This is a genomic window from Marinobacter lacisalsi (genome assembly GCF_042651045.1).
GTDB lineage: Bacteria > Pseudomonadota > Gammaproteobacteria > Pseudomonadales > Oleiphilaceae > Marinobacter > Marinobacter lacisalsi.
Genome location: NZ_JBHSDI010000063.1, coordinates 43,339 through 64,543, shown reverse-complemented (window position 1 = coordinate 64,543; position 21,205 = coordinate 43,339). Strand labels below are relative to the sequence as shown.

Here is a 21,205-nt window from a genome sequence, read left to right as displayed (position 1 = left end):
GTCGCTGCCGATGCCGAAATTTCGTATTGAACTCACGGAACAGATTCCGTTTCCCAGGGAAAGGGTGTTTGAACTGCTGGCCGACCATAACCAGCTGGGCAGCCTGGTGGGCTTGCCCATCAAACGCATCCGCGACAGTGACCAGGCCGACCCGAACGGAACCGGATCAGTCCGATGGATCGGCATCGGGCCTGTCGGCTTCGAGGAAACCATTCTTACCTTTGAGCCCGACTACCTGATCGAATACTCAGTGACCAGCCTCAGTGCCTTTCGCAATCATGTGGCGAGGATACGCCTGTCGGAATTGCCCGGTATTGGCACGAGGATTCACTACATGGTGGAATTTGACGAAACCATCCCCTTTTCCGGCCGCAGTCTGGAAGTGGCCACAAAGCGTGTCATCAAACGCGGCATCAGAAACCTGAATAAAGCTCTGTCCGCGCCAGAAGCTTGATAAAAGTCAGTCCGCTTGACCTGGCGCAAGACGTCCCCTGAGCTGGACACTTACCCTCCCCGCGATCTGTTACCCCAACGCTTCACGAGGAGTACGAGATGGCGGCCGAACCCATCGTCCTGTTTGATAATGGCCATCACAAATGCCTGATGTTCGATTCACTGGTTACCGGCGAGGGTGTCCAGTCCAATCAGTTCCTGATTGTTGACGGCAGTCAGGAGGCACTGATTGATCCCGGCGGTGACCTGACCTATACGCCCCTGTCCGTGGCGGCTTCCCGTTACATGAATATCCGCGACATGTCCTACGTCTTCGCCTCCCACCAGGACCCGGACATCATCGGTGCCATTGACCGCTGGCTGGTCCATACCCGTGCCAACATTGTTACCTCAAAACTCTGGGCACGCTTCCTGCCACACCTGGCCTCCGGCTATGTCACCACCCAGCTCGAAAGCAGTGTTTTCGACCGGATCATTGCCATCCCCGACCGCGGCGCCAGGGTGCGCTTCGGTGACACCCATATCGAGTGCCTGCCGGCCCATTTCATGCACTCTGTAGGCAACCTGCAGTTTTATGATCCGGTATCACGCATACTGTTCTCCGGCGACCTGGGGGCTTCCATGGGCGCGGTCGAGGACCATAAACCGGTGACTGACTTTGACCAGCACATTCCCTTCATGGAAGGCTTCCACCGTCGTTATATCGCCTCCCGCAAGGTATGTGAACTGTGGGCCAACATGGTTCGGGGCATGGATGTCAGCATGATCGTGCCGCAGCATGGTAAGCGCTTCGAGGGCCCGCAGATGATCAGCCGGTTCCTGGACTGGGTATCTTCCGTTGATTGCGGAATCGATTTGATGGGCCAGGAAAACTACCGCCAGCCCAGGGAATTTGTCTAGGCGCCCCGTACCGGCCACCAAACCAGAAACGCCGCCTTTCCAGCCCCGGGAAGGCGGCGTTTTTTTATGGGAGCCGGATAGAATGTGACAAATTGCAATATCAGCGATGAATATTCATTCCCGCGTATTACATCCCGTTCATTATCCGTACAATCGATAACCACGTCACATTTTGACAATGAAGAAATTCTTCAGTTACGAAACTGAAGCGAGAATGAGAATATCACGTCCCATGTTCGCACCCGCCAGCATCCCCCCACGCTTCCGCGATGCCTACGCCCGCGCAGAGCGACGACTGATCCATGAAGTGATGGTCAAGAGCGCCTGGGTGGTGCTCTTTGTCAGTGCCATCACCAACGGCTCCGTGCTGATACGTGGCAACTCGCTTATCGAGACGGACCCTGCCTGGGGCTATGGCCTTCGGCTGCCACCACTGCTCGTTTCCATCTTCGCACTGATCATGCATTACAGGCGCATCCCGGGGTTCGACTGGCCCCTTGTCATGCTGCGCCTGATCTCCCTGAGCGCCATGTGGAGCGTATTCGGAACACTGGTCTTCGCCTACGACCAGGGCGGCGACGCATTCCGGATGATGATGGAACTGTCCATTGTATCGATCTTCTGCGCCTCGCTGGTCAGTCTGCGGGGCCTTCGCGGCTGTCTGTTCCCGCTGTTCGTGCCCCTGAGCAGTTTCCTTGGGGTCATGCTCTATCGGGGCCACCCGCCGGCCGAGCTGCTACTGAACCTGCTCAGTTTTGTGTCCGCCAGCAGCATTGCCGTGCTGATCACTCATGTGCTGTATCGCTGGCGAGTCAGTGAATTCATTTCCCGCCAACAGCTCAACGAAATGTCCACCGTCGATCCTCTGACCGGGCTTATGAACCGCCGTGCAATGGCCGAACGGCTGGAGTCGGAGCGGGCACGCTACCACCGGCTCAGTCATTCCTTTGCCGTCATCCTGCTGGACCTGGACTATTTCAAGCGGGTCAATGATGAGTTCGGCCACCAGGCTGGCGACAGGGTTCTGCGGGAGATCGCCAACCGCCTGAAGTTGCACACACGGCAACAGGACTGTGTCGCTCGCTGGGGCGGGGAAGAATTTCTGGTACTGTTACCAGACACTGAGGAACAGGGCGCCATGACCACGGCCGAAAAACTCAGGACGGCCCTCCATGAGCACCCGTTCGAAATCGGCAATCGTCCCCCGGTATCCCAGACCGGTAGCTTCGGCATTGCGGTCTACGATGGCCGGGAATCCGCCAGCCGCCTGATTGCCCGGGCCGACCAGGCACTTTACATGGCCAAGGAGTGTGGTCGTAACCGGGTGGTCGTGGCCTGACCGGGCGTTCTTCGGGATCAGGTACCCCTATGTGACACAGGACCGTGACGCAAGTCAGTGGTTCGTTGCAGTGTGTGCGTGTAATATTCGCTTTTCGACGAACCACAGGACCCGAACCATGGGCAGAGCCTACCAGAACCGAAAAGACTCCATGGCCAAGACGGCCGCCGCCAAGACCCGCGTCTACAGCAAGTATGGCCGCGAGATTTACGTCGCCGCCAAGTCCGGCGGCACCGACCCGGATGCCAACCTGACGTTGCGGGGGCTGATCGACCGCGCCAAAAAGGACCAGGTACCAACCCACGTTATCGAGAAGGCCATCGACAAGGCCAGGGGTGGTGCTGGTGAGGATTTTTCCGCAGCCCGCTACGAAGGCTTCGGCCCCGGCAACTGCATGGTTATCGTGGACTGCCTGACCGACAACCCCAACCGCACCTTTGGCGATGTGCGGGTCTGCTTCACCAAGACCAAGTCCAAGATTGGCACCCCCGGCAGCGTCAGCCACATGTTTGACCACTGCGCCATCCTGGCGTTCAAGGGCGACGACGAGGACACGGTGCTGGAAACCCTGATGGAAGCCGACGTGGACGTCACGGACATCGAAAACGAAGAGGGGCTGATCACTGTATTTGCCCCCAACACCGAATACAACAAAGCCAAGCAGGCCCTGACCAGTGCCTTCGAGGGTCTGGAGTTCGAAGTGGACGACATCCAGTTCCTGCCCCAGACAACGACGCCGGTTCAGGGTGAGGATGTGGAGATGTTCGAGAAGTTTCTGGACATGCTCAACGATCTGGATGATGTGCAGAACGTCTATCACAACGCTGAGATTTGATTTCAAATGTTGGCGGGAAGGCGGCAGTTGGGCATCGCTTTCCGGGACACGCCCCGCAAGTACGTCCATGGCCGATTTTTGCTCCTGCAAAATCGGCATTTCCGCCATCCATGGCGGTCATAGATCTCGACGAACGCCCTTTGTTGCTAATCGCTCCTGCGTCGCAACAAAGGTCCAGGCCCGGCCATCCTTGGCCGGCCCGTGAAGAGCTTACGCTCTCCACCCCTGGCGTTCGACGGTCCCGGAAAGCGATCCCCAACCGCCTCTTTCTGACATCGGTGATGCCCTCAGGTCTCCGCCCGTAAAACTTCACGGGCAAAGACAGAAAGATCAGTCGGCTACATGCACCAACTGCTTGCCGAAATTCTTGCCGTTCAGCATGCCCTTGAACGCCTCGGGGGCGCTTTCAAGACCCTCGGCAACTGTCTCGCTATACTTCAGGTCCCCTGAGGCTACACGGTCGGCCAGGATACCGGTGATTTCCTGGTGCTTGTCCTGCCACTCGGTGACCAGGAAGAAGCGGTGCTCCGGTACCGGATCCAGTGCTTTCAGCACGTGGAACGGGGTTTCCACCTTGGTAGGATCCTCGGCGTTATAGGCAGACACGTAGCCACAAATGGGCACACGGGCGCCCTCATTCAGCAGCGGCGCCACGGCACGGGTTACCGCCCCCCCCACGTTCTCGAAGTACACATCAATGCCGTCCGGGCAGGCCGCTTTCAGGTCCTCTTCCAGATTGCCGCCCTTGTAATCAACGCAGGCATCGAAGCCAAGTACTTCCACCACGTAGCGACACTTCTCGGGACCACCGGCCACGCCTACGGCACGACAACCTTCCTTCTTCGCAGTCTGGCCGACTACGGTGCCAACAGGGCCGGAGGCGGCCGCAACCACAACCGTTTCACCGGCTTTCGCCTTGCCCACATACATCAGGCCACAATACCCGGTGCGGCCCGGCATGCCGGCAACACCCAGATACGCCTGCAGCGGCACACCCGGCTTCTCCTGGATCTTGTAGACCATGTCCGCCGTATCCGGGAACACCGCGTATTCCTGCCAGCCGGAATAGCAGGTCACCAGATCACCCACCTGATACTTGTCGGATTTTGACTCCACAATGCGGGCCACCACTTCACCCACGATGGTTTCATCAAGACCAATGGGATCCATGTAGCCCTTGCTGTCGTTCATGCGGGGACGCATATAAGGGTCCAGCGACAGCCACAGCGTCTTGGCCAGCACTTCGCCGTCCTTCAGGTCGCGAACGGACTTCTCGACAATTTCCAGGTCGCCGTCCTGAATCTCACCCTGGGGGCGCTTTTTCAGTACAACAGCACGGTTCTTGTAATCACTCACGGTAGGTTCTCCCGATTTTCGGTTGCGTTACGAAACCGGATTAGGATGAAGCGAAACAACCGCCGGGTCAAATACCTCTTACCAACCCAGCCTGAAAAACTTCAGATCGCGATGCCTTGCGCTTCTCGCAAGCCGCGGCTAGGATAGTGAATGAACGTTCATTCCGATTTCCCTGAATGTTCCCATGCTTGCTGGCCGCAGGTTGTTCGCGGCCGGCGCTTTTTCAGACAGGCACCCACAAACAGGACAACAAGGAGCCCCGATCATGGCCGAGGAAAAAATCGAAATCTACGACATCATGGCCTGCAACGTATTCTGGAACTTCCCCAATACCGGCCTGCCCCAGGAGCAGCACAAATTCCTGGTGGCCTTCCACCCCACCGGTGGTCGCCCGGTACCGGAGCTGATCGAGAGCATCAGGGCCAAAGGCCCTGACGGCTATGAGAAAGAAATCGCCAATCAGACCTTCAAGGCGGAAAACTGCAACGGCCATATCTTTGACCGCACCACCAACAGCCACTGGTACATGCTCAACCTGCCCGAAGGTTTCATGAAAGAAGGCGAGTACACCATCGAGGTGACCGGCAAGGATGGCATTGTCCGCACCATGTCCCGGATCCAGAAGGATGCGCCGGGCCAGGCACTGCTCAAGGCCTATAAACAGGTGGAAAACGAAATCCACGGCTCCTATCGCCCGGCCGATGGCAGTCAGCTGCCCGACGGCACGCCCCTGAAAGATATCGAGGTGACCTGGAAACCTCTCAGCGAACTGGCCGGCCAGGATGCCTACTACATCTTCCGGCTGTCGGAAGGTCGGAACGCCAAGGAATTCGACACCCAGAACCTGGCCTGGTGGGACAATATATTCCTGCAACGCTTTACCACCGACCCCAAGGCAGGCCTGAACCGATCCGGTGTGACCATCACCAACGAGCTGAAAGCGGATACCTCGTACTGTCACTTCACCGAGATCACCGATAGCAACGCCATGGGCGACACCAACATGTGCATTTTCCAGCCTCACCAGACCTTCCGTACGGCCGCAAAAGTCACACAGGGAAGCGAGGCAGAAGCGGCAACAAACTGATAACCTGAGACATCGGATAGGGAGGAACCGGTTTCGTTCCTCCCGGTTTTACCCTGTTCAGGGTTCAGGGAAACCACTTCAGAGGATTGTCATGGCTTCAACCGCCCAACAAGCACAACAAACGGACCCGCAGCCCAAGCGCACGGCCATTCTGGAAGCTGCCCTCGACCGCTTCGCGGAACTGGGCGTGAACGGCGTGGCCGTGCCGGACATCGCCCGGCGCGCGCAGGTGGGCACCGGCACCATCTACCGCTACTTCGAAAACAAGGAAGCGCTGGTCAACGTGCTGTTCCAGGAGGAAAAGGTCCGTTTCGGCAACTACCTCTCGGAAACTGCCGTCAACCATGACGCGCCGCGGGAGCAGTTCAACGACTACTGGCGGCGGATGATCGGCTTTGCCCGCGAATACCCGAAAGCATTCCGCTTCCTGGAGCTGCAGGATCACCTGCCCTATCTGGATGAGGAGTCCCGGGAGCTTGAGCGCGAGGTGCTTCGCCGGCTCGCCAGCCCTACCCGCAGCCTGCAGCAACAAGGGGTTTTCCGGAACGATATTCGCGCGGAAATCATCATGGCAACGGTCTGGGGGGCCTTCGTCAACCTGATGAAAGCGGAGCGCGCCGGCTACTTTGAGCTCTCGGACAAGGATATTACCGACGCCCGTGATGCCTGCTGGCGCATGTGCACACCGTAACCTGACAGCGCCGAACCGCTATGGCGCCACTCCGAGAAAATGACACAATAACGGTTGATAAACCTTCCCGGGCACAGCGTGATGGCCGGGAACTGTAAAAACAAAAGGACCTTGAGATGGCAAATGCAAGTGAAAAGCGGCGGGGCTTCCCCTTTACAGCCGGTCTGGCTTTATTCCTCGTTCTCCTGCTCAGCGGTTGTGAATGGGAGCTCTTCAACGTGGACGATGGCAAGGATGGCGATGACGACGAGGAGCAGGAGCAGGTGACCAGCCAGGTCACTGGCCTGGAACTGGGAGTGAGTGATCTGGACATGTCGTTGCCGGTCTACCAGAACGGACTGGATATGAGGCGCGTGGAGACGGTAACCACCGAAAACAGCATTCGGGTCATCCTGGAATCCCCGGGCAGCCCTTTGCAGGCCACCCTTACGCTGATCGAATACACCGACGGGCTCGGGCGTAACCTTCAGGACAACCCCGGCAAGATCGTCTTCTACACCCCCGATGCGGAGGCTCTGGGCAACCAGTTCAGCACTGCCGGTGGCAATCTGACCCTGCCGCCCACGGAACAGCCCGGATTCGGTGTGGTGGGGTTCGGCCGGGACCCGGATAACAACCTGATTGAGATTGCCGAGACAGACGAGGTCCCCCTCATCATGCTTGGCGCAGTGGGAATCGGTGCCAGCGACCTTGAGGCGGCCAGGGACTTCTACCGTGACCAGGTGGGGCTGACGGAAAAGCGGTTTATCGAGACCGACAGGTACGACGAGTACATTATGGGAACGCCGGAAGGGTTGTCCTCCCTGTCGCTGGTACTGATGCACTGGACGGACGACGTGGAACGTCGGTACCAGGGCAACGAGACCAGCATCCGGTTAATCTCTGAAGACCCGCAGGAAGTCATCGATCGGACCCTTTCAGAGGATGACGAGCACCCCCGGGATCCGGACGGTAACCGCCTCATTATTGATGAGGAACCTGCCGACCTGAGCATTCCCGATTGAGTGTTCAGGTTCAGCGGCCAAATGCCAGAACCATGGCCAGGGCCATACCCAGCGCGGCCACCACCACGTTGACCATAAACCCCCAGGTTACCCGGTAACCTGAGGGGAACTCACTGGGCGACAGGGTTCTCAGCACCACCAGATACTGCCTCGACGAGAAGGCGGCGCTGAAGGCTCCCAGCACGATAAAAGCAATACCCAGCCAGAAGGTCATGGCACTACCCACCGGGTCAGACTGCTCCGGCGCCAGCACCGGCATCAATATGTTGGACCGTTCGACCATGAAGCCGAACGTGATCAGCACCACGCTGGTCCGGTTCCACGCCAGCATGGTCCGCTCCGCCGCAAACAGTACCCTGGGGTCGTCCAGATCGGACATGGTGCCTCCTAGCCAAAGTGAAAAAACGCCACCTTGTTGCCATCCGGATCGCGGATATAGGCGCCATAGAAGCGGTCCGGTATACGTTGCCCGGGCTCACCATCACAGGTGGCCCCGAGCTCGATCGCCTTGTGATAGAGCTTGTCCACCCGTTCCTTGGAACCCGGGTTGAGAGCGACCATGTTGCCGTTGCCCGGATGGTTGGGCTGCTGGTCGTAGGGAATACACACCGCCAGCATGGGCTTGCCCATACTCTGGCCGAAGAAAGCAATGCGCTCCATATCCATCAGGATCCTGGCGTCCAGATCCGCCAGTAGATCGCTGTAGAACGCCTTCGCCCGCTCCATGTCACTGACACCGATGGTCACGTAACCTATCATATCGAAAACCCTTTTTATTTTATCTGTTTATAATGCATGAACAACTAACACAACTATTAGTACAGGAGACCCCGCAGGGATGCACCTGATCTCGTTCAAGGTTATCGCCACCGTTGTCATTGCGCTGATGCTGGCGACGGGTCTTTATAACACGTTCAAACCCATGCCGGCAGGCCTGTCAAAAACCGCGCCAGTCAGGCCGCTGTATGATGTGCGGCTGATCCCGGATATCAGCTGGCGAAGCAGTACCGGCGAGCACTTCCAGAGCCAGGGCATTTTTCAGGAAGTGTTCGCGCTGATCGCCCAGGCCCGCAAGATGATTGTCATCGACATGTTCCTGTTCAATGACAGCGCACCGGATGACAGCTTTGAACCCCTGGCCGCCAAACTGACCCGGGCACTGATCGAACGCAAGCAGGCGGTGCCGGAGCTGGACGTGGTGGTGATCACCGACCCCCTGAACACCGTCTATGGCGGTATGCGTCAGTCAGATTTCGAGCAGCTGCGGGAGGCTGGCATCACCCTGGTGGAAACCGACCTGCGCCCGCTAAGGGATTCCAACCCCACCTGGTCATCCCTCTGGCGACTGTGCTGCCACTGGTTCGGCAACAACCCGGATGGTGGCTGGCTGCCCAATGCCCTGGACGGTGGCAAGATAACCCTGCGCAGCTACCTGGCACTGCTCAATTTCAAGGCCAACCACCGCAAGACAATGGTGGTGGACGACGGTGACCAGCTCCGTGGCCTGATCACCTCGGCCAACCCCCATGCCGGCAGCAGCCGCCACTGGAACACGGCCGTCACCTTTACCGGACCGGCTGCCCTGGACCTGCTGGCCACGGAGGAATCGGTGCTGGCCCTGTCCGGAGTCCCCATCCCTGACTGGTCATTACCCGGGCACATATACCCGACCGGGGACCAGACCAGCGAATTGCAGGGGCAGGTACTCACCGAAGCGGGCATCCGCGACGCCGCCATTGATCTGCTTGGCCGGGCCCGTCAGGGTGACCAGGTTGACCTTGCCATGTTCTACCTGTCCCACCGAGGCAGCATCGAAGCCCTTAAGGCCGCCCATGAGCGCGGCGCCAGCCTGAGGATACTGCTCGACCAGAACCAGGATGCTTTCGGCCACGAAAAGAATGGCATCCCCAACCGCCAGGTGGCCTTTGAACTGCGACAGGCGGGCATTGAGGTGCGCTGGTGCAACACCGCCGGCGAGCAGTGCCACAACAAACTGCTGATGCTGCGGGAGGGCACCGGCCAGATCAGGCTGTTGCTGGGCTCCGCCAACCTGACCCGGCGCAACATCGACGACTACAACCTGGAAACCTCGATGCTGATGACCGGCCCGGCCAGTCAACCGGCCATGGCGACAGCAACGGAACTGTTTGACCGGCTATGGCAGAACGGCCCGGGCTCCACACCGGTTTTCAGCCTGCCCTACTCGGCCAATCCCGACGAATCCCGTTTCAGATACTGGCAATACCGGTTCATGGAGGCGACAGGCTTCTCAACCTTCTGACGGATACGGCCAAGCCCACCCCTCCGTCCGGTCAGTCGAGGAAGAAACGGTATATCTGGTTGGCGTGCTGCTGGGCATCGTGGTAGCCAAGCGTGATCAGCTCCTGACAGAAACGGGGGTCGAACAACAGGTAACTGGCGAGGCTGGCGGCGGTGCCATGGTGCCGGTCGGTTGCCCCTACCAGGTTACGCAATACCAGTGGCATGCCATCAATGTACTTTGCCGCTATGTCATTGATCTGGTGGCTGGGAGAAATCTCAAGCACGTCGATCGGCTTCAGATCGAGACCGGCCTCCTGCTTTCGCTCCTCCGGTATCAGCTCCAACAGCCGGTTTATGAGCCTCAGGCGATCTATGTCGTAATCGAGGGTGTCCAGAAACATACCATTGAAAACCTGGGCAATCACCTGTGCAAAGGTCGGACTTCCCGGTGGCTCAGGCCGCTCCGTGGGGCACATGCCGTTGGCGCTGACCCCGATCACCAGCACCCGTTCCGCGCCCAGCCTCAGGGCCGGGCTGACATGGGCCATCTGGCGGGTAACCCCGTCACCGAAGTATTCCCGGTTGATCAGTACCGGTGGGAACACGGTGGGAATGGCCGCAGAGGCCATCACATGATCCAGGGTCAGCCGGGTCCGCGAACCGGCACGCTGCCCCACGGTCCAGCTCTTGAGGTCATCCCGCCCCTGGAAAAAACACAGATTCTGGCCGGTGGAGTAGCCACAGGCGTTAACGCCGAGCGCCGATAACCGGCCCTCGTCAATCGCCGATGAAATGGCCTCAAAATCCACTTCCTCTTCCAGCATTTTCCGCAAGGGGCTGTTATTGAGCAGAGCGACCGGGGATGAATCCTGTTCGGCGACAAGTAGCCGACGGGCAACACCGGTCATATTGCGGAAAAGTGCCAGGGTCTGGCTCTTGTAGATGCGGTTGACCGTAATTTCCGACCACAGACTTTCCAGGTGGCTGATATTGTGCCGGAAAATCGGATGCCCGCCGGCCATTGCGACCGCATTGATGGCACCGGCCGAGGTGCCCACGATTACCCGGAACGGGTTCTCCCAATCAGGGTACATGTCGGAGATGCCCCTGAGCACGCCGACCTGGTAGGCGGCGCGGGCACCGCCTCCCGACAGTATGATTCCAGTTTCCATGAACGCCTCCCTGCTCGTTGCGGAACTAACCGGCACGATCCGATCCCGGGACCCGGCTAGCGATTGACCCAGCCCCCACAGACCGGGAAGACCTGCCCAACGAAACAGCTTGCCGCATCGCTACACAGGTAGGCCGCAAACTGGGCGTCCTCCCTGGCACTGACCAGCCGGCCCAGGGGCACCTCTCGTTTCAGGCGTTCCTGGAAGCGGGGATTCTCCTGAATCTCTGGCGGGAAATAAGTCGGATTATCCACAAAATTCTGGGCGATCAGGTTCACCTGGATGTTCTCGGGGGCCAGTTCCACACCCACCGACTGGGTCCAGGCCATCTGCGCCCCCCGGGCGGCACTGTAGGTGGAAGCCCGCTTCATGCCACGCAGGGCCGAGGCGCTACCCATAACCAGCACCCGACCATGGCCCTGCTCTCGCATGCCGGGCAACACCGCCTGCATCAACCTGGGCAGGGGGTCTACCATGGTCGCAAAGGTATCGCGCCACTCCCCGGCCGACACATCGCCCACCCTGCTGGAGGGCGCCGGCACGGCCAGGTTGGCCACCAGAATATCAACAGAGCCTGCCTGGTCGACAATCCGTCGGGGCGCGTCCGGGTCGGCAATATCCTCACGGCTGGCGATAACGGTAGCGCCCTGCTCTTCCAGTACCTCACAGAGTACCGGGCCCATAAAGGCGTCGGCCTGGGTCACCAGGATGCGTTTGCCCGTTAGCGGGTGTTGGAGGGAAGGTTCTGACATTGATGGTTTCTCCTGCCATTCGTAAGACTGTGTGTTTGCAGTCAGAATAGCCGAGAAACCGTCGGGGCGTAAAAGCCCCTCCCATTTCAGCAGGAATTATTCAGGAGCCGCGTTCTTCGCCAGCAACGTCGGAAGCGGCACCCGCAACCGTGGAATCGCCACAGTTGAGCAGGCCTGAGCGGGCAAGCCAGTCCTGGTCAGGGTAATATTTGAACACCAGTTGACCGCCCTTCAGGGAATCCACCACCTGGTCGCTGATTTCCTGCCTTACCGCCGGGCAGCCGAGACTCCTGCCAATACGGCCATAAGTGTCGATCCACGATGGGTCGACATAGTCCGCACCGTGAATGACGATGGCCCGTTGCCGCGCCAAGTCATTGAAACCCGGCTCGAGCCCATCCAGTCGCAGGGAATAGCCATGCTTGCCCCGATAGCTTTCAGCTGCCCGGAACAGGCCGATACTGGACTGGTGACTGCCCTCGACGTTGGAGAACCGGGTGGATTCGAGATTGCCGGAATTACGGCCATGGGCCACCAGATCTCGCATCAGGAGCGTTTGTTGCCGAAGGTCGAAGATCCACAAGCGCTCCTTGCTGGAGGGTTGTGAAAAGTCGATGACCGCCAGTCGCTCCGGGGAGCTTTCCCCGTTGCGGACCGCACACTGGGTGGCCTCCAGTGCATAGCGCAATACCTGCGGGTCGAGATCGGGAGCGGCGCTGGAAAGTCCGGAGAACAGGCTGTCCTGGCTTTCCGCTGCTAGACTGGGTACTGAAGGCAGGCTGAACGTAAGCGCACAAACCGATACCCACAAAGCGTGTCTCAGACCACTGACTACCATTTACCATTCCTCATGCTGAAGCGGGGATCCGGCAGAGCCTTACCCGGGCGGATGAAAACGGCCCCGGCTCGCCATTGATCCCTATTGTGCAATAGATCCCCCGCGATAATCCGGGAAATGGTTCGAAATGTACAAAAAACAAACAAAGCGAAATACAGCTTACCTGCGGTAACAGGCTAAAAGCCGGCTTTGGAGGACAGACATGATGCGGAACGAGTCAACCGGTTACCCACCAGGTCGCGCGATCAGTCAGCTGGCCGGTGTAGTCGGACTCTGGCTGACCCTCGCCGTTACCAGCCAGGCCCAGGACCTTCAGGCGGAGTGCCCCTCACTGCCCGAGGCGCCGGCATTTGTTACCCGAACCGTCGCTGAGCTGGGTATCATCAAACCCCATACCGAACGCTGGCGGGAACTGCTGACCTGGCAACAGCTGTTGCGGGAACTGGACCGGCTCAGATGGGATGGTCTTAACCCACAAAACTACCTGCTCTCGGACCTGGCCCGCATCACCGACCAACTGAAGGCAGGCATGCCTCCTACCCCCTGCCAGTCGCAGGTGGCATCGCTGGCCCTGGCATGGTCCCTGTCCGATCTGGCCCACGGCCGACTGGACCCGGAGAAACTCGGGCTGATGTGGCACCAGAGCTCCCGGAATCCGGACGCAGAGCGATTTGCCATCAACATTCACCGGGATTTCTATCATCAGCAAGGCCTGCGGAAGGCGTACCGTAATGTACGGCCATCCGTCAGCCCCTACATGGCGCTCCGGGACGCCTACCGGAACCTGCATCGCAACCTGCCGGAAAGCTGGCCAACCGTGCCGCCGGGCCCCACTCTGCGACCGGGAGACAGCGGCCCACGGGTAACAGCGCTGGCCAGGCGACTGGCGGCCCAGGACTATCTCACTCTGCCAGATCCGGAAATGGCAGAGAACGGCAGCCATGAGAAGGCCCCGCCAGAAGCCACTTTTGACGACTCGCTGGAGAAAGCCCTGCAGGCATTTCAGCGTGACCACGGACTGGAACCCGATGGGCTGGCAGGGCGGGCAACCGGTGAAGCGCTGAACACGCCCCCTGGCGCCTGGAAGGCCCGCTCCCGGGCCAACCTGGAGCGGTTGCGATGGGTAACTCCCTATTATGCGGACGACATGGTGCTGGTGGACATCGCCGATGCGCGGGCGACGCTGATTCGTGATGGGCGGGAAGTATGGCAAGGTAACACCCAGGTAGGCCGCCCGGAGCGCAAGACCCCTGCGCTGACCTCCACCATAAGCCACGTCACGCTAAACCCCACCTGGACCATTCCCCCAACGGTATTCTACGAGGACACCCTGCCGGCGATCCTGGCAGATCCGGATTACCTGAAACGGAACAGGCTGACGGTACTGGACCGCAATGGCGCCGAGCTGGATCCCGAAGAGGTGGACTGGAGCGCCCCGGGCAACCTGTTGCTGAGACAGGCCGCCGGCCCGGGCAATGCCCTGGGCGAAGTGGCCATACGTTTTCAGAATCCGTATGCGGTATATCTGCACGACACCCCGTCCCGCTGGTTGTTCGAGACGCCGGATCGCTTCTACAGTTCCGGCTGTGTCCGGGTGGAGAACGCCATGCAACTGACAGAATTGCTGTTCCGGGGGAATGTGGAGCAGATTCGTCAGGCCCAAAGCACCGGGGACACCCGCAACCTGTCCCTGCCAGACCGAATCAGGCTGGTGATGACCTACCGGACTGCGGAAGTCGGCCCTGAAGGCGAGATCCGCTTTCGCCAGGATACCTACGGTGAGGACCGGCTGGTGATCGACCTGCTCGACGAGGAAGTCTGATACTTGTGTTAAGGGACACGAGTGTCCCGTGCGGTCAATTCGCTGACCTACTGCGTGACGCTGGGGCCTCTGGCCAAGGCGCCAGTTCGCAGGTGTGGTGGTTCCACATCAAGGGCTGGCAACACCGGCCAGAGGCCCCAGCGTCGCGCCCTTCGGGAGCCACTGAGAGCCTTGATAGCTGTGTTGCGCTGACTCGATTTGGAACCACCAAAACTTCGCCACCGCGCCTTGCTCTCAAGGCTCTCAGTGGCTCAGTAGGTCAGCGAATTGACCGCACGGGACACTAGGCAGCCACCACCTGCGACAACTTGCGCCCCCACCAGGTGTCGGGGTCGGATCGCCATGCCGCCCGGTGCAGCCAGGCCAGGGTGTCACTGTCGCGGCATATATGGCTCAGTTCTGAACGGCTGAGGGCCTCCGGGCCCTCAGCCAGACACCGCCGGGCCAGTGCCTGCAGCGTTTCCCGGCGTAACCGGCCAGGATGGCTCCGGGCCAGGCTGCAATGCATGGCATTGACACCTGGCAACAGCACCGCCTCCTCGAACCGGTTCAGCCGATCCAGCAGCGGCAGCAGCGACTCTTCATCGTCGGTATCCCTGAGCAGCGCACTGGGACCGGTTTCCTCGGGGGTACAGAGGACTCCGGCCCGCCGCAGGCCCTGCCCCGGTCGTATGCGACTGAGCCAGACCGAGGTGGGTGCTGCCAGAATCAGGGGGATGGCTACCGGTAGCGACCAAAGGAAAAACAACGGATCCAGGTACCAGGCGAATGCCGACCAGGCAATCCCGATGGCCATACCCGGTGCCTGGGTCACCAGCGCTTCCCGCCACTGGGTTTCCTCAGTCCGGTTCTGCCCGGCCCAACTCAGTGACAGGTTGGCCAGGGCACCCAGTACGTAGGCGGAATGGGTCAGCATCTTGATCGGGGCCAGCAGTACCGACACCACCGTTTCCACCAGCACACTCACCAGAGTCCTCACGGCCCCACCGAACTGTTTCGCCCTCCCCTGTATCAGGGCATCCAGCCAGGCAATGAACTTGGGCGCAAACAGCATGGTGACGGTGGTCAGGGCAAGCGACAGCGCCAGCCCCGGCCGCCACTCCGGCCATAGCGGAAACAGCCCGGGCTGATCATCGGGGAAGTAATCGATTGGCATCAGGGCGAGCTGGGCCGCTTCCACAGTGGTCAGTATCAGGAACAGCAACCACAAAGGGGAGGCCAGGTACCCCATGATGCCATTGAAGAAAGCCATGCGGTGGGCAAATCGCAACCCCGGGGACGTCAGCATGATCCAGAGATGCTGCAGGTTGCCCTTGGCCCAGCGTCGGTCCCGGGACAGCTCGTCCGCCAGGCTGGGAGGTGACTCCTCATAGCTCGCCCCCAGGGTAGGCTCCAGCCAGACTTCGTACCCGGCCCTGCCCATGAACGCCGCCTCAACGAAGTCATGGCTGAGGATCGGCCCGCGAAACAGGCCGGCACCGGGCAGCTTGCGCAGGCCGCAATGGTCCATGAAGGCTTCGGTCCGCAGGATGGCATTGTGCCCCCAGAAGGCCGCATCGCCCATCTGGATGGCCGCCAGGCCAGTGGCAAAAAGCGGCGCATACAAGCGGTTGGAAAACTGCTGCAGGCGGGCAAACAGGGAACGCCCCCGCACCACGCCAGGGTTGGTCTGCAGAATACCCACCCGGGGCTCACGCTCCATCAGGCGGACCATGCGAATCAGGGTGTCGCCCCCCATCAGGCTATCGGCGTCCAGAACCACGGTATAGCGGCACCGACGCCCCCAGCGCCGCAGGAAATCCGCCACATTGCCGCTCTTGTAGTTGAGGTTGACCGTCCGCCGGCGATAGAACAGGCGACCGTTGGCATTCAGCTCGGTGCACAGGCCCTGCCAGGCGGCCTGCTCTTCGAGCCATATGTCCGGATCCCGGCTGTCGGAGAGAATATAGAACTCGAAATGCTCGATCTGCCCGGCTCGTTCGAGATCCCGGTAGATAGCCCGCAACCCCCGCAGCGTTCTCTGCACGGGTTCGTGGTAGATCGGCATGACCACTGCGGTCCGGGCCAGAGGGGTCGACGCCAGCGTGTTCTCGTCGTGCCTGTGCGCCAGGGACCAGCGGTCACCACCTGACAGGCGAATCAGGAAGCCATAGACCGCCGTCCAGAAGCCCACAGCAATCCACGCGTAGAGCACGGAAAACAATCCGGCCAGCCCGATTTCGACCCAGGTGCCGCCGTGATAGGGCAATACCTGAAGCATGTACCAGGTGGCAAACAGGGTTTGCCCGAGAACGACTACCGCCAGCAGGAAACGTCTGACCGTCGCTACCGATCGCCACGGACGCCGGACGACATCGGAGGTTGCCCTCAGGCTCTCCCTGGCAACCTCATACGGGAGGCCCATAGCCGATACTCCCCCGCAGGATGGGTGGCCGCTGGACCGGCAGGTCCAGCTCCGGGAGTTCAAACACCTGTGGCAAACGATCAAAAACCATGGCCAGTACCCCGGGAAGGGCCCGTTCAGTATTGCAGGCGTCCGGGTCATCGGCACCGGATTCCGCAAGGCAATCGTCAATCAGCCCCAGGGCCCGGCGGCATACGGAGGGCGACGGTTCTATTCCATAGTTCTGCAGATACAGCATCACCCGGTCAAGGGCATACTGACAGATCGCTTTATCCATGGTTCGCCTCAGTCATTCAGTAGCGGTTCCAGCAATGTATCGGACTGTCACCGGTCGCGAATATCCACCCCCGGTGGCAACTCGTAAGTCCAGGTTTCCGTCAGCGGTTCCCCACCACGGGACAGAAAGGCGCGCAGGGCCAGACTCTGTTCCGGCGCCGGGCGCACCAACATGGACAGCCGCCATTGCCCGGTAGGCTCGGAATACTCTACGAAGTGCTCCAGCACCTCTGTGTCGTTGCTCGCACTGACATGGCTCACGACATCAGACCCGGCTTCAATATCGTCAAGGGGCCCTCCTGCGAAATCCACCAGTACACGGTAGGCACCCTCCTGGTCACCCCCGCCAATGCGGTTGCCATCGCCAAGAAACGTATTCACTGCCACCCCCGCCGGGTGACCACTGATACCCGGCGGCCCGAATTTCAGAGTATAGTTCAGATCGACCGTCTCTCCGGCTCCCGGCGAGTCCGACGGCGACCAGAAGGCCACGATGTTGTCGTTGACCTCGGACCGTGTGGGTATCTCCACCAGCACCACGTTACCCTTGCCCCAGTCACCCTTCGGCTGAACCCAGGCGCTGGGGCGACGTTCATAGCGGGCCTCCAGATCGTGGAAATCCCGGAAATCCCTGTCCCTCTGGATCAGGCCGAACCCCTTCGGATCATTGGCCTGGAGATAGCTCATACGCAAAGACGCCGGATTGATCAGCGGGCGCCAGAGCCACTCACCGGAATCTCCGGATACAACCAGCAAGCCGTCAGAATCGTGGGTCTGGGGGCGCCATTCACCGTCCGGGCGCGGGGTATTCTCACCGTAGTAGAACATGCTGGTTAACGGCGCGTAGCCGGGCAACTCTGTCTCTTTACGGAAAAACAGCCGGGCCTGCACGTCGATTTCCAGGGCATCTCCCGGCTGGACAGTAAAGCGGTAGGCCCCGGTCAGGCTGGGCCCATCCAGCAAGGCATAGGCCACCACCTGTTCGGCTTCGGCATCCGGCTTCTCCAGCCAGAACTCAATAAAGGAGGGAAATTCCTCCCCACTCGGCAACCCGGTATCAATAGCCACCCCCCGGGCTGACAGACCAAACCCGTCATTGCGACCAACACCACGGAAATAGCTGGCGCCAGCGAACGAAAGAAACTGGTTATTGATGTCCGGTCCGCGCAACGGGTAGGTCAGGCGAAACCCGGCATAACCAAGATCGGCCGGAATACGCTTGGCGAATTCCTCGCTGGGGTAGGAAAAGTTGTCCCGCACAAAGGGGACGGGCTTTACGTCACCGTCGTGTATCTCGTTCAGGGCGACAGCGTGGGAAAAATAATGACCGGCGGGGGTCAGCATGACCTGGAACCGTGAGTCAGTATCACGCCACAGGTTACGTTCCTCCCGGAAGCGTATCTCCTGGAACCGGCTGTACTCGATATCCTTGAGAAAGTCCGGTACCTCCGGCGGTGCCGACCAGTTCTTCCCGGCCAGCCGGCGGGCCTTCTCTGCGACATCATCAAAACCGAAAACTTCAGCAGCGGTGCCTTCAGTGGCTACCAGAAACATGCACAACAGTCCTGCCAGCGGACGCAGCATATCGGGGTTCCCTGAATAAAATACGAGTGAACGACCTAACATTACCCCTTTTTGTAACCCCGCGCGGGCCTGGCAGCAAGTGACGGCTTTGTAAGTCAGGTACAACGAAGGCCTGGCAGACTCTGTCAGCAGCGCTTAGTGATCGCGGGAGCGTGCGGGATGAAAGGCAGGGATGTTCCCTAGAGCGTCCAGGAAAGATTGAGGGAAACATCGGGCACATTGGTGGCCACGATGCCGGGTCCGGTGCTGTCCAGCAGCGTGCCAGCCCGTACTCCGCCGGACAAATTGTCACCACTGACCTGCCAGAACACTTCAGCGACACTGGCCCGGCTGGTGAGATCCGGATCACCAGCGGCTTCCGTCCAGCCCCTCAGGACCGAGAACCGCAGGCTGGTGTAGACTTCCAGGGGCGACCATAGCAAGCGGTCGCGGGTTTCGCTGTCCAGCCTCACCCAACCGCCTTCCCGGCCGCGCATGACCTGCCCGCCAAAGCCGTGGATCAAGCCAGGCCCCACTTCCATATACCGCCAGGACGGCAGCTCATCCGGAGTAAATTGATACTCCCCGTGCAGGCCCCAGTCCATGTTCAGCCACTGCCGACGGACACTGGCGTTCAGGTTATAGCGCTGGAAGGCACCCAGCTGCTCTCCACAGGATTGCTGTTCAGCACCGTCCATCAGGGCCACGCAGCCTTCTATGGTCAGGCCCAGATCCGCGTACGCGCCAATGGCCGTCAGGTCGTGCTCCAGGTAGCCATCGAGCCGGATCAGGGAGTAGCTCTGGCGTGCTTCAGAGGAGAGGTCGCCGTTCTCATACCAGCGGTCGGTGACGTCGGTGGTGATCACCCGCGCGTCCAGTCCGCCATGGCCAGTCTGATACAGACTGCGGCCCATATCGACCTCCAGGGTCTGACGGGTGCCCCGGACCCGTTTCACATCAGCGGAATCCACTTCGTCATCGTACTGGTGCATCCGGGCGCGGAAGGCCAGCTGGTTCTCCTCCAGCGGCACCTGCCAGGCGATGCCCATGTCCATGGTAGTATCGCCCGGTTGCTGAGAGGTAGACCAGTTGTAGTTCACCGACAGGTTGTGATTGAAACCGGGAATCCGTTCAGTTTCGAAACCCACCCTGACCCGGTCGGTATGCTCGGCCTCATGATCCTCACCCTTCAGGAAGAAGTGCTGCCCAATCCAGCGGTCGCGGGCCGCCACCGAAGAAATCGGAATCGTCGCTGACGAGACCGGGCCAGGGATGGCGGCCGCCTCTGGCGACGACGCGGGCGACGGCAGCACAGGCTCATAATGACGATGCCGGATCCACAGCAGACTCTCGTGTAACAGGTTCAGGGTGCGTTGAGGCTGGTCAACCCGCGGTGTCACTTCAGCCGCCGACACCATCACGGACCCGGTCATGACCGAGAAGGCCATTACCGCGCATCGAAGGCAGGAGGAGCTGAACGGCGAGTATCTCATGGTGGTCAGGTCGGGCCGGTCGCGAAACAATGCCGCCATGCTAAACTTTCCGTAAGAGTCAATCCATGATCCAGATCTCCTGTTAGCATGTCTTTACAATTTTAATATTTCTTTTTAAACAGAGACTTCGGCAAGTCTTTGAAACCCCCACGTCAACTGTAGAACCTGACCAGTTCAACGACATGAGTTAGTTACAACAGGACACATGGATTCGGCAGTACGGACGATCAGGGCTTGTGGAAGATCGCTACGTCCTTGCAGGGGATCTCCAGCGACCACCCCAGGTGATCCGCCAGCCATTGAAGGGTCTGCTCCCGGTAGAACACGATGTGAGTGGGGTCCCGCCGATAATGCCAGTTGGCGAACCGGCTGTCGTCGGTCTGGAAACAGGTCATCACTCCCAACACCCCACCCTGCCCCAGCATGGCATCCAGCTGGTGGAATACCCCCAGGGGATCTTTCAGGTGCTCAATGACCTCGGTACAGGTAATGAAATCCCACTGCTGCCGGAACACTGAGTCATCGGGGAAAAACGCCGGATCGTATCGGGCCACATCCATTCCCTGTTCTTCCAGCATCGCAGCCAGTGCAGGCCCGGGGCCACAGCCAAAATCCAGCCCTTTGAGCCCGGGGGTGAGCTGTTGCAGCAGGGGGTCCGCCAGTTTGCTCAGAAAACGCCGGTACCCGATATCATCCACGGCGTTATCGTGAAGCCGGTAGACCTCCCGCTCCTCACCAGGTGACAGCCAGCCCTGCGGATCCATCAGCGTGGCGCCACAACAGCCACAGCGGCGGTATAGCCGCGGGCCAACCCTGGCAAATTCCGTCAGCGGTCCCCTATGACACACGCTGCAAAAATGGCGGGCCGCCAGGTTTCGCGCTTCCAAGAATGCTCTCCGGATTACAGAACGATGGTTTGAGAACCACGCAGCCACTTTCCAACCCTAGCCACGCACGG

At 60.0% G+C, this 21,205-nt stretch carries 20 protein-coding genes; 9 read left to right on the top strand and 11 right to left on the bottom strand.

Annotated elements, in window-relative coordinates:
• Positions 1-10 precede the first annotated feature (10 nt).
• The 4 genes from ACFOZ5_RS18730 to ACFOZ5_RS18715 all read left to right on the top strand — a co-directional run bounded on the left by ACFOZ5_RS18730 (position 11) and on the right by ACFOZ5_RS18715 (position 3,527).
• On the top strand, positions 11-454 hold the full coding sequence (locus ACFOZ5_RS18730) for an SRPBCC family protein (RefSeq protein ID WP_379890217.1): 444 nt from the start codon (positions 11-13) through the stop codon (positions 452-454).
• Between the two features lie 98 nt (positions 455-552).
• Entirely contained in the window at positions 553-1,353 is an 801-nt protein-coding gene (locus tag ACFOZ5_RS18725) for an MBL fold metallo-hydrolase (RefSeq protein ID WP_379890216.1), read from the top strand.
• A 232-nt stretch (positions 1,354-1,585) separates the two neighbouring features.
• On the top strand, positions 1,586-2,692 hold the full coding sequence (locus ACFOZ5_RS18720; protein ID WP_379890214.1) for a GGDEF domain-containing protein: 1,107 nt from the start codon (positions 1,586-1,588) through the stop codon (positions 2,690-2,692).
• 118 nt (positions 2,693-2,810) lie between these two features.
• Positions 2,811-3,527: a YebC/PmpR family DNA-binding transcriptional regulator gene (locus tag ACFOZ5_RS18715; RefSeq protein WP_379890212.1), complete on the top strand. Its 717-nt coding sequence runs from the start codon at positions 2,811-2,813 to the stop codon at positions 3,525-3,527.
• 330 nt (positions 3,528-3,857) lie between these two features.
• Here ACFOZ5_RS18715 and ACFOZ5_RS18710 read toward each other — a convergent pair whose 3' ends face one another.
• On the bottom strand, positions 3,858-4,883 hold the full coding sequence (locus ACFOZ5_RS18710; protein ID WP_379890210.1) for an NADP-dependent oxidoreductase: 1,026 nt from the start codon (positions 4,881-4,883) through the stop codon (positions 3,858-3,860).
• Positions 4,884-5,148: 265 nt separating this feature from the next.
• Here ACFOZ5_RS18710 and ACFOZ5_RS18705 point away from each other — a divergent pair, with 265 nt between their 5' ends.
• From ACFOZ5_RS18705 to ACFOZ5_RS18695, 3 genes are all read left to right on the top strand, one after another.
• On the top strand, positions 5,149-5,970 hold the full coding sequence (locus tag ACFOZ5_RS18705; protein ID WP_379890209.1) for a hypothetical protein: 822 nt from the start codon (positions 5,149-5,151) through the stop codon (positions 5,968-5,970).
• A 91-nt stretch (positions 5,971-6,061) separates the two neighbouring features.
• Complete coding sequence (locus ACFOZ5_RS18700; protein ID WP_379890207.1) at positions 6,062-6,661, top strand: TetR/AcrR family transcriptional regulator; 600 nt, start codon at positions 6,062-6,064, stop codon at positions 6,659-6,661.
• Positions 6,662-6,777: 116 nt separating this feature from the next.
• Positions 6,778-7,665 carry a VOC family protein gene (locus tag ACFOZ5_RS18695; RefSeq protein WP_379890206.1) on the top strand — a complete coding sequence of 296 codons (888 nt, stop codon included), beginning with the start codon at positions 6,778-6,780 and terminating at the stop codon, positions 7,663-7,665.
• Positions 7,666-7,675: 10 nt separating this feature from the next.
• Here the strand turns inward: ACFOZ5_RS18695 and ACFOZ5_RS18690 are convergent, their stop codons facing one another.
• Both ACFOZ5_RS18690 and ACFOZ5_RS18685 read right to left on the bottom strand, forming a co-directional pair.
• Positions 7,676-8,044, bottom strand: a complete 369-nt coding sequence (locus ACFOZ5_RS18690) for a YidH family protein (RefSeq protein ID WP_379890205.1) — start codon at positions 8,042-8,044, stop codon at positions 7,676-7,678.
• 8 nt (positions 8,045-8,052) lie between these two features.
• Positions 8,053-8,424, bottom strand: coding sequence for a VOC family protein (locus ACFOZ5_RS18685; protein WP_379890204.1), 372 nt, complete (start codon positions 8,422-8,424; stop codon positions 8,053-8,055).
• 79 nt (positions 8,425-8,503) lie between these two features.
• On the opposite strand from ACFOZ5_RS18685, the gene ACFOZ5_RS18680 reads away from it, so the two are divergent.
• Positions 8,504-9,946: a phospholipase D family protein gene (locus ACFOZ5_RS18680; RefSeq protein ID WP_379890202.1), complete on the top strand. Its 1,443-nt coding sequence runs from the start codon at positions 8,504-8,506 to the stop codon at positions 9,944-9,946.
• Positions 9,947-9,977: 31 nt separating this feature from the next.
• Here ACFOZ5_RS18680 and ACFOZ5_RS18675 read toward each other — a convergent pair whose 3' ends face one another.
• The 3 genes from ACFOZ5_RS18675 to ACFOZ5_RS18665 form a co-directional block, all read right to left on the bottom strand.
• The gene (locus tag ACFOZ5_RS18675; protein WP_379890201.1) at positions 9,978-11,099 is read right to left on the bottom strand and encodes a patatin-like phospholipase family protein; all 1,122 of its coding nucleotides are present in this window, start codon (positions 11,097-11,099) and stop codon (positions 9,978-9,980) included.
• Positions 11,100-11,155: 56 nt separating this feature from the next.
• Positions 11,156-11,851 carry an SDR family NAD(P)-dependent oxidoreductase gene (locus ACFOZ5_RS18670; RefSeq protein ID WP_379890199.1) on the bottom strand — a complete coding sequence of 232 codons (696 nt, stop codon included), beginning with the start codon at positions 11,849-11,851 and terminating at the stop codon, positions 11,156-11,158.
• Between the two features lie 100 nt (positions 11,852-11,951).
• Positions 11,952-12,689, bottom strand: coding sequence for a murein L,D-transpeptidase catalytic domain family protein (locus ACFOZ5_RS18665; protein WP_379890196.1), 738 nt, complete (start codon positions 12,687-12,689; stop codon positions 11,952-11,954).
• A gap of 202 nt (positions 12,690-12,891) precedes the next feature.
• Between ACFOZ5_RS18665 and ACFOZ5_RS18660 the strand changes: the two genes are divergently transcribed.
• On the top strand, positions 12,892-14,511 hold the full coding sequence (locus ACFOZ5_RS18660) for a L,D-transpeptidase family protein (RefSeq protein WP_379890193.1): 1,620 nt from the start codon (positions 12,892-12,894) through the stop codon (positions 14,509-14,511).
• A 283-nt stretch (positions 14,512-14,794) separates the two neighbouring features.
• On the opposite strand, the gene mdoH is transcribed toward ACFOZ5_RS18660, so the two are convergent.
• The 5 genes from mdoH to ACFOZ5_RS18635 form a co-directional block, all read right to left on the bottom strand.
• Complete coding sequence (gene mdoH, locus ACFOZ5_RS18655) at positions 14,795-16,915, bottom strand: glucans biosynthesis glucosyltransferase MdoH (RefSeq protein WP_379890190.1); 2,121 nt, start codon at positions 16,913-16,915, stop codon at positions 14,795-14,797.
• Positions 16,899-17,192 carry a hypothetical protein gene (locus ACFOZ5_RS18650; protein ID WP_379890188.1) on the bottom strand — a complete coding sequence of 98 codons (294 nt, stop codon included), beginning with the start codon at positions 17,190-17,192 and terminating at the stop codon, positions 16,899-16,901. Before ACFOZ5_RS18650 ends, mdoH begins: the two co-directional genes overlap by 17 nt.
• 47 nt (positions 17,193-17,239) lie before the next feature.
• Positions 17,240-18,745 carry a glucan biosynthesis protein gene (locus ACFOZ5_RS18645; protein WP_379890186.1) on the bottom strand — a complete coding sequence of 502 codons (1,506 nt, stop codon included), beginning with the start codon at positions 18,743-18,745 and terminating at the stop codon, positions 17,240-17,242.
• 209 nt (positions 18,746-18,954) lie between these two features.
• A complete protein-coding gene (locus tag ACFOZ5_RS18640; protein WP_379890184.1) occupies positions 18,955-20,286 on the bottom strand; it encodes a hypothetical protein in 1,332 nt (443 codons plus the stop codon).
• Positions 20,287-20,474: 188 nt separating this feature from the next.
• The gene (locus tag ACFOZ5_RS18635; RefSeq protein ID WP_379890182.1) at positions 20,475-21,134 is read right to left on the bottom strand and encodes a class I SAM-dependent methyltransferase; all 660 of its coding nucleotides are present in this window, start codon (positions 21,132-21,134) and stop codon (positions 20,475-20,477) included.
• Positions 21,135-21,205 lie beyond the last annotated feature (71 nt).

Coding starts and splice junctions, on each gene's coding strand:
- ACFOZ5_RS18705 (WP_379890209.1), top strand. CDS start 5,149: ATGGCCGAGGAAAAAATCGAAATCTACGACATCATGGCCTGCAACGTA.
- ACFOZ5_RS18670 (WP_379890199.1), bottom strand. CDS start 11,851: ATGTCAGAACCTTCCCTCCAACACCCGCTAACGGGCAAACGCATCCTG.
- ACFOZ5_RS18645 (WP_379890186.1), bottom strand. CDS start 18,745: ATGTTTCTGGTAGCCACTGAAGGCACCGCTGCTGAAGTTTTCGGTTTT.
- ACFOZ5_RS18725 (WP_379890216.1), top strand. CDS start 553: ATGGCGGCCGAACCCATCGTCCTGTTTGATAATGGCCATCACAAATGC.
- ACFOZ5_RS18675 (WP_379890201.1), bottom strand. CDS start 11,099: ATGGAAACTGGAATCATACTGTCGGGAGGCGGTGCCCGCGCCGCCTAC.
- ACFOZ5_RS18720 (WP_379890214.1), top strand. CDS start 1,586: ATGTTCGCACCCGCCAGCATCCCCCCACGCTTCCGCGATGCCTACGCC.
- ACFOZ5_RS18695 (WP_379890206.1), top strand. CDS start 6,778: ATGGCAAATGCAAGTGAAAAGCGGCGGGGCTTCCCCTTTACAGCCGGT.
- ACFOZ5_RS18650 (WP_379890188.1), bottom strand. CDS start 17,192: ATGGATAAAGCGATCTGTCAGTATGCCCTTGACCGGGTGATGCTGTAT.
- ACFOZ5_RS18680 (WP_379890202.1), top strand. CDS start 8,504: ATGCACCTGATCTCGTTCAAGGTTATCGCCACCGTTGTCATTGCGCTG.
- ACFOZ5_RS18660 (WP_379890193.1), top strand. CDS start 12,892: ATGATGCGGAACGAGTCAACCGGTTACCCACCAGGTCGCGCGATCAGT.
- ACFOZ5_RS18665 (WP_379890196.1), bottom strand. CDS start 12,689: ATGGTAGTCAGTGGTCTGAGACACGCTTTGTGGGTATCGGTTTGTGCG.
- ACFOZ5_RS18730 (WP_379890217.1), top strand. CDS start 11: ATGCCGAAATTTCGTATTGAACTCACGGAACAGATTCCGTTTCCCAGG.
- ACFOZ5_RS18640 (WP_379890184.1), bottom strand. CDS start 20,286: ATGGCGGCATTGTTTCGCGACCGGCCCGACCTGACCACCATGAGATAC.
- ACFOZ5_RS18690 (WP_379890205.1), bottom strand. CDS start 8,044: ATGTCCGATCTGGACGACCCCAGGGTACTGTTTGCGGCGGAGCGGACC.
- ACFOZ5_RS18685 (WP_379890204.1), bottom strand. CDS start 8,424: ATGATAGGTTACGTGACCATCGGTGTCAGTGACATGGAGCGGGCGAAG.
- mdoH (WP_379890190.1), bottom strand. CDS start 16,915: ATGGGCCTCCCGTATGAGGTTGCCAGGGAGAGCCTGAGGGCAACCTCC.
- ACFOZ5_RS18715 (WP_379890212.1), top strand. CDS start 2,811: ATGGGCAGAGCCTACCAGAACCGAAAAGACTCCATGGCCAAGACGGCC.
- ACFOZ5_RS18700 (WP_379890207.1), top strand. CDS start 6,062: ATGGCTTCAACCGCCCAACAAGCACAACAAACGGACCCGCAGCCCAAG.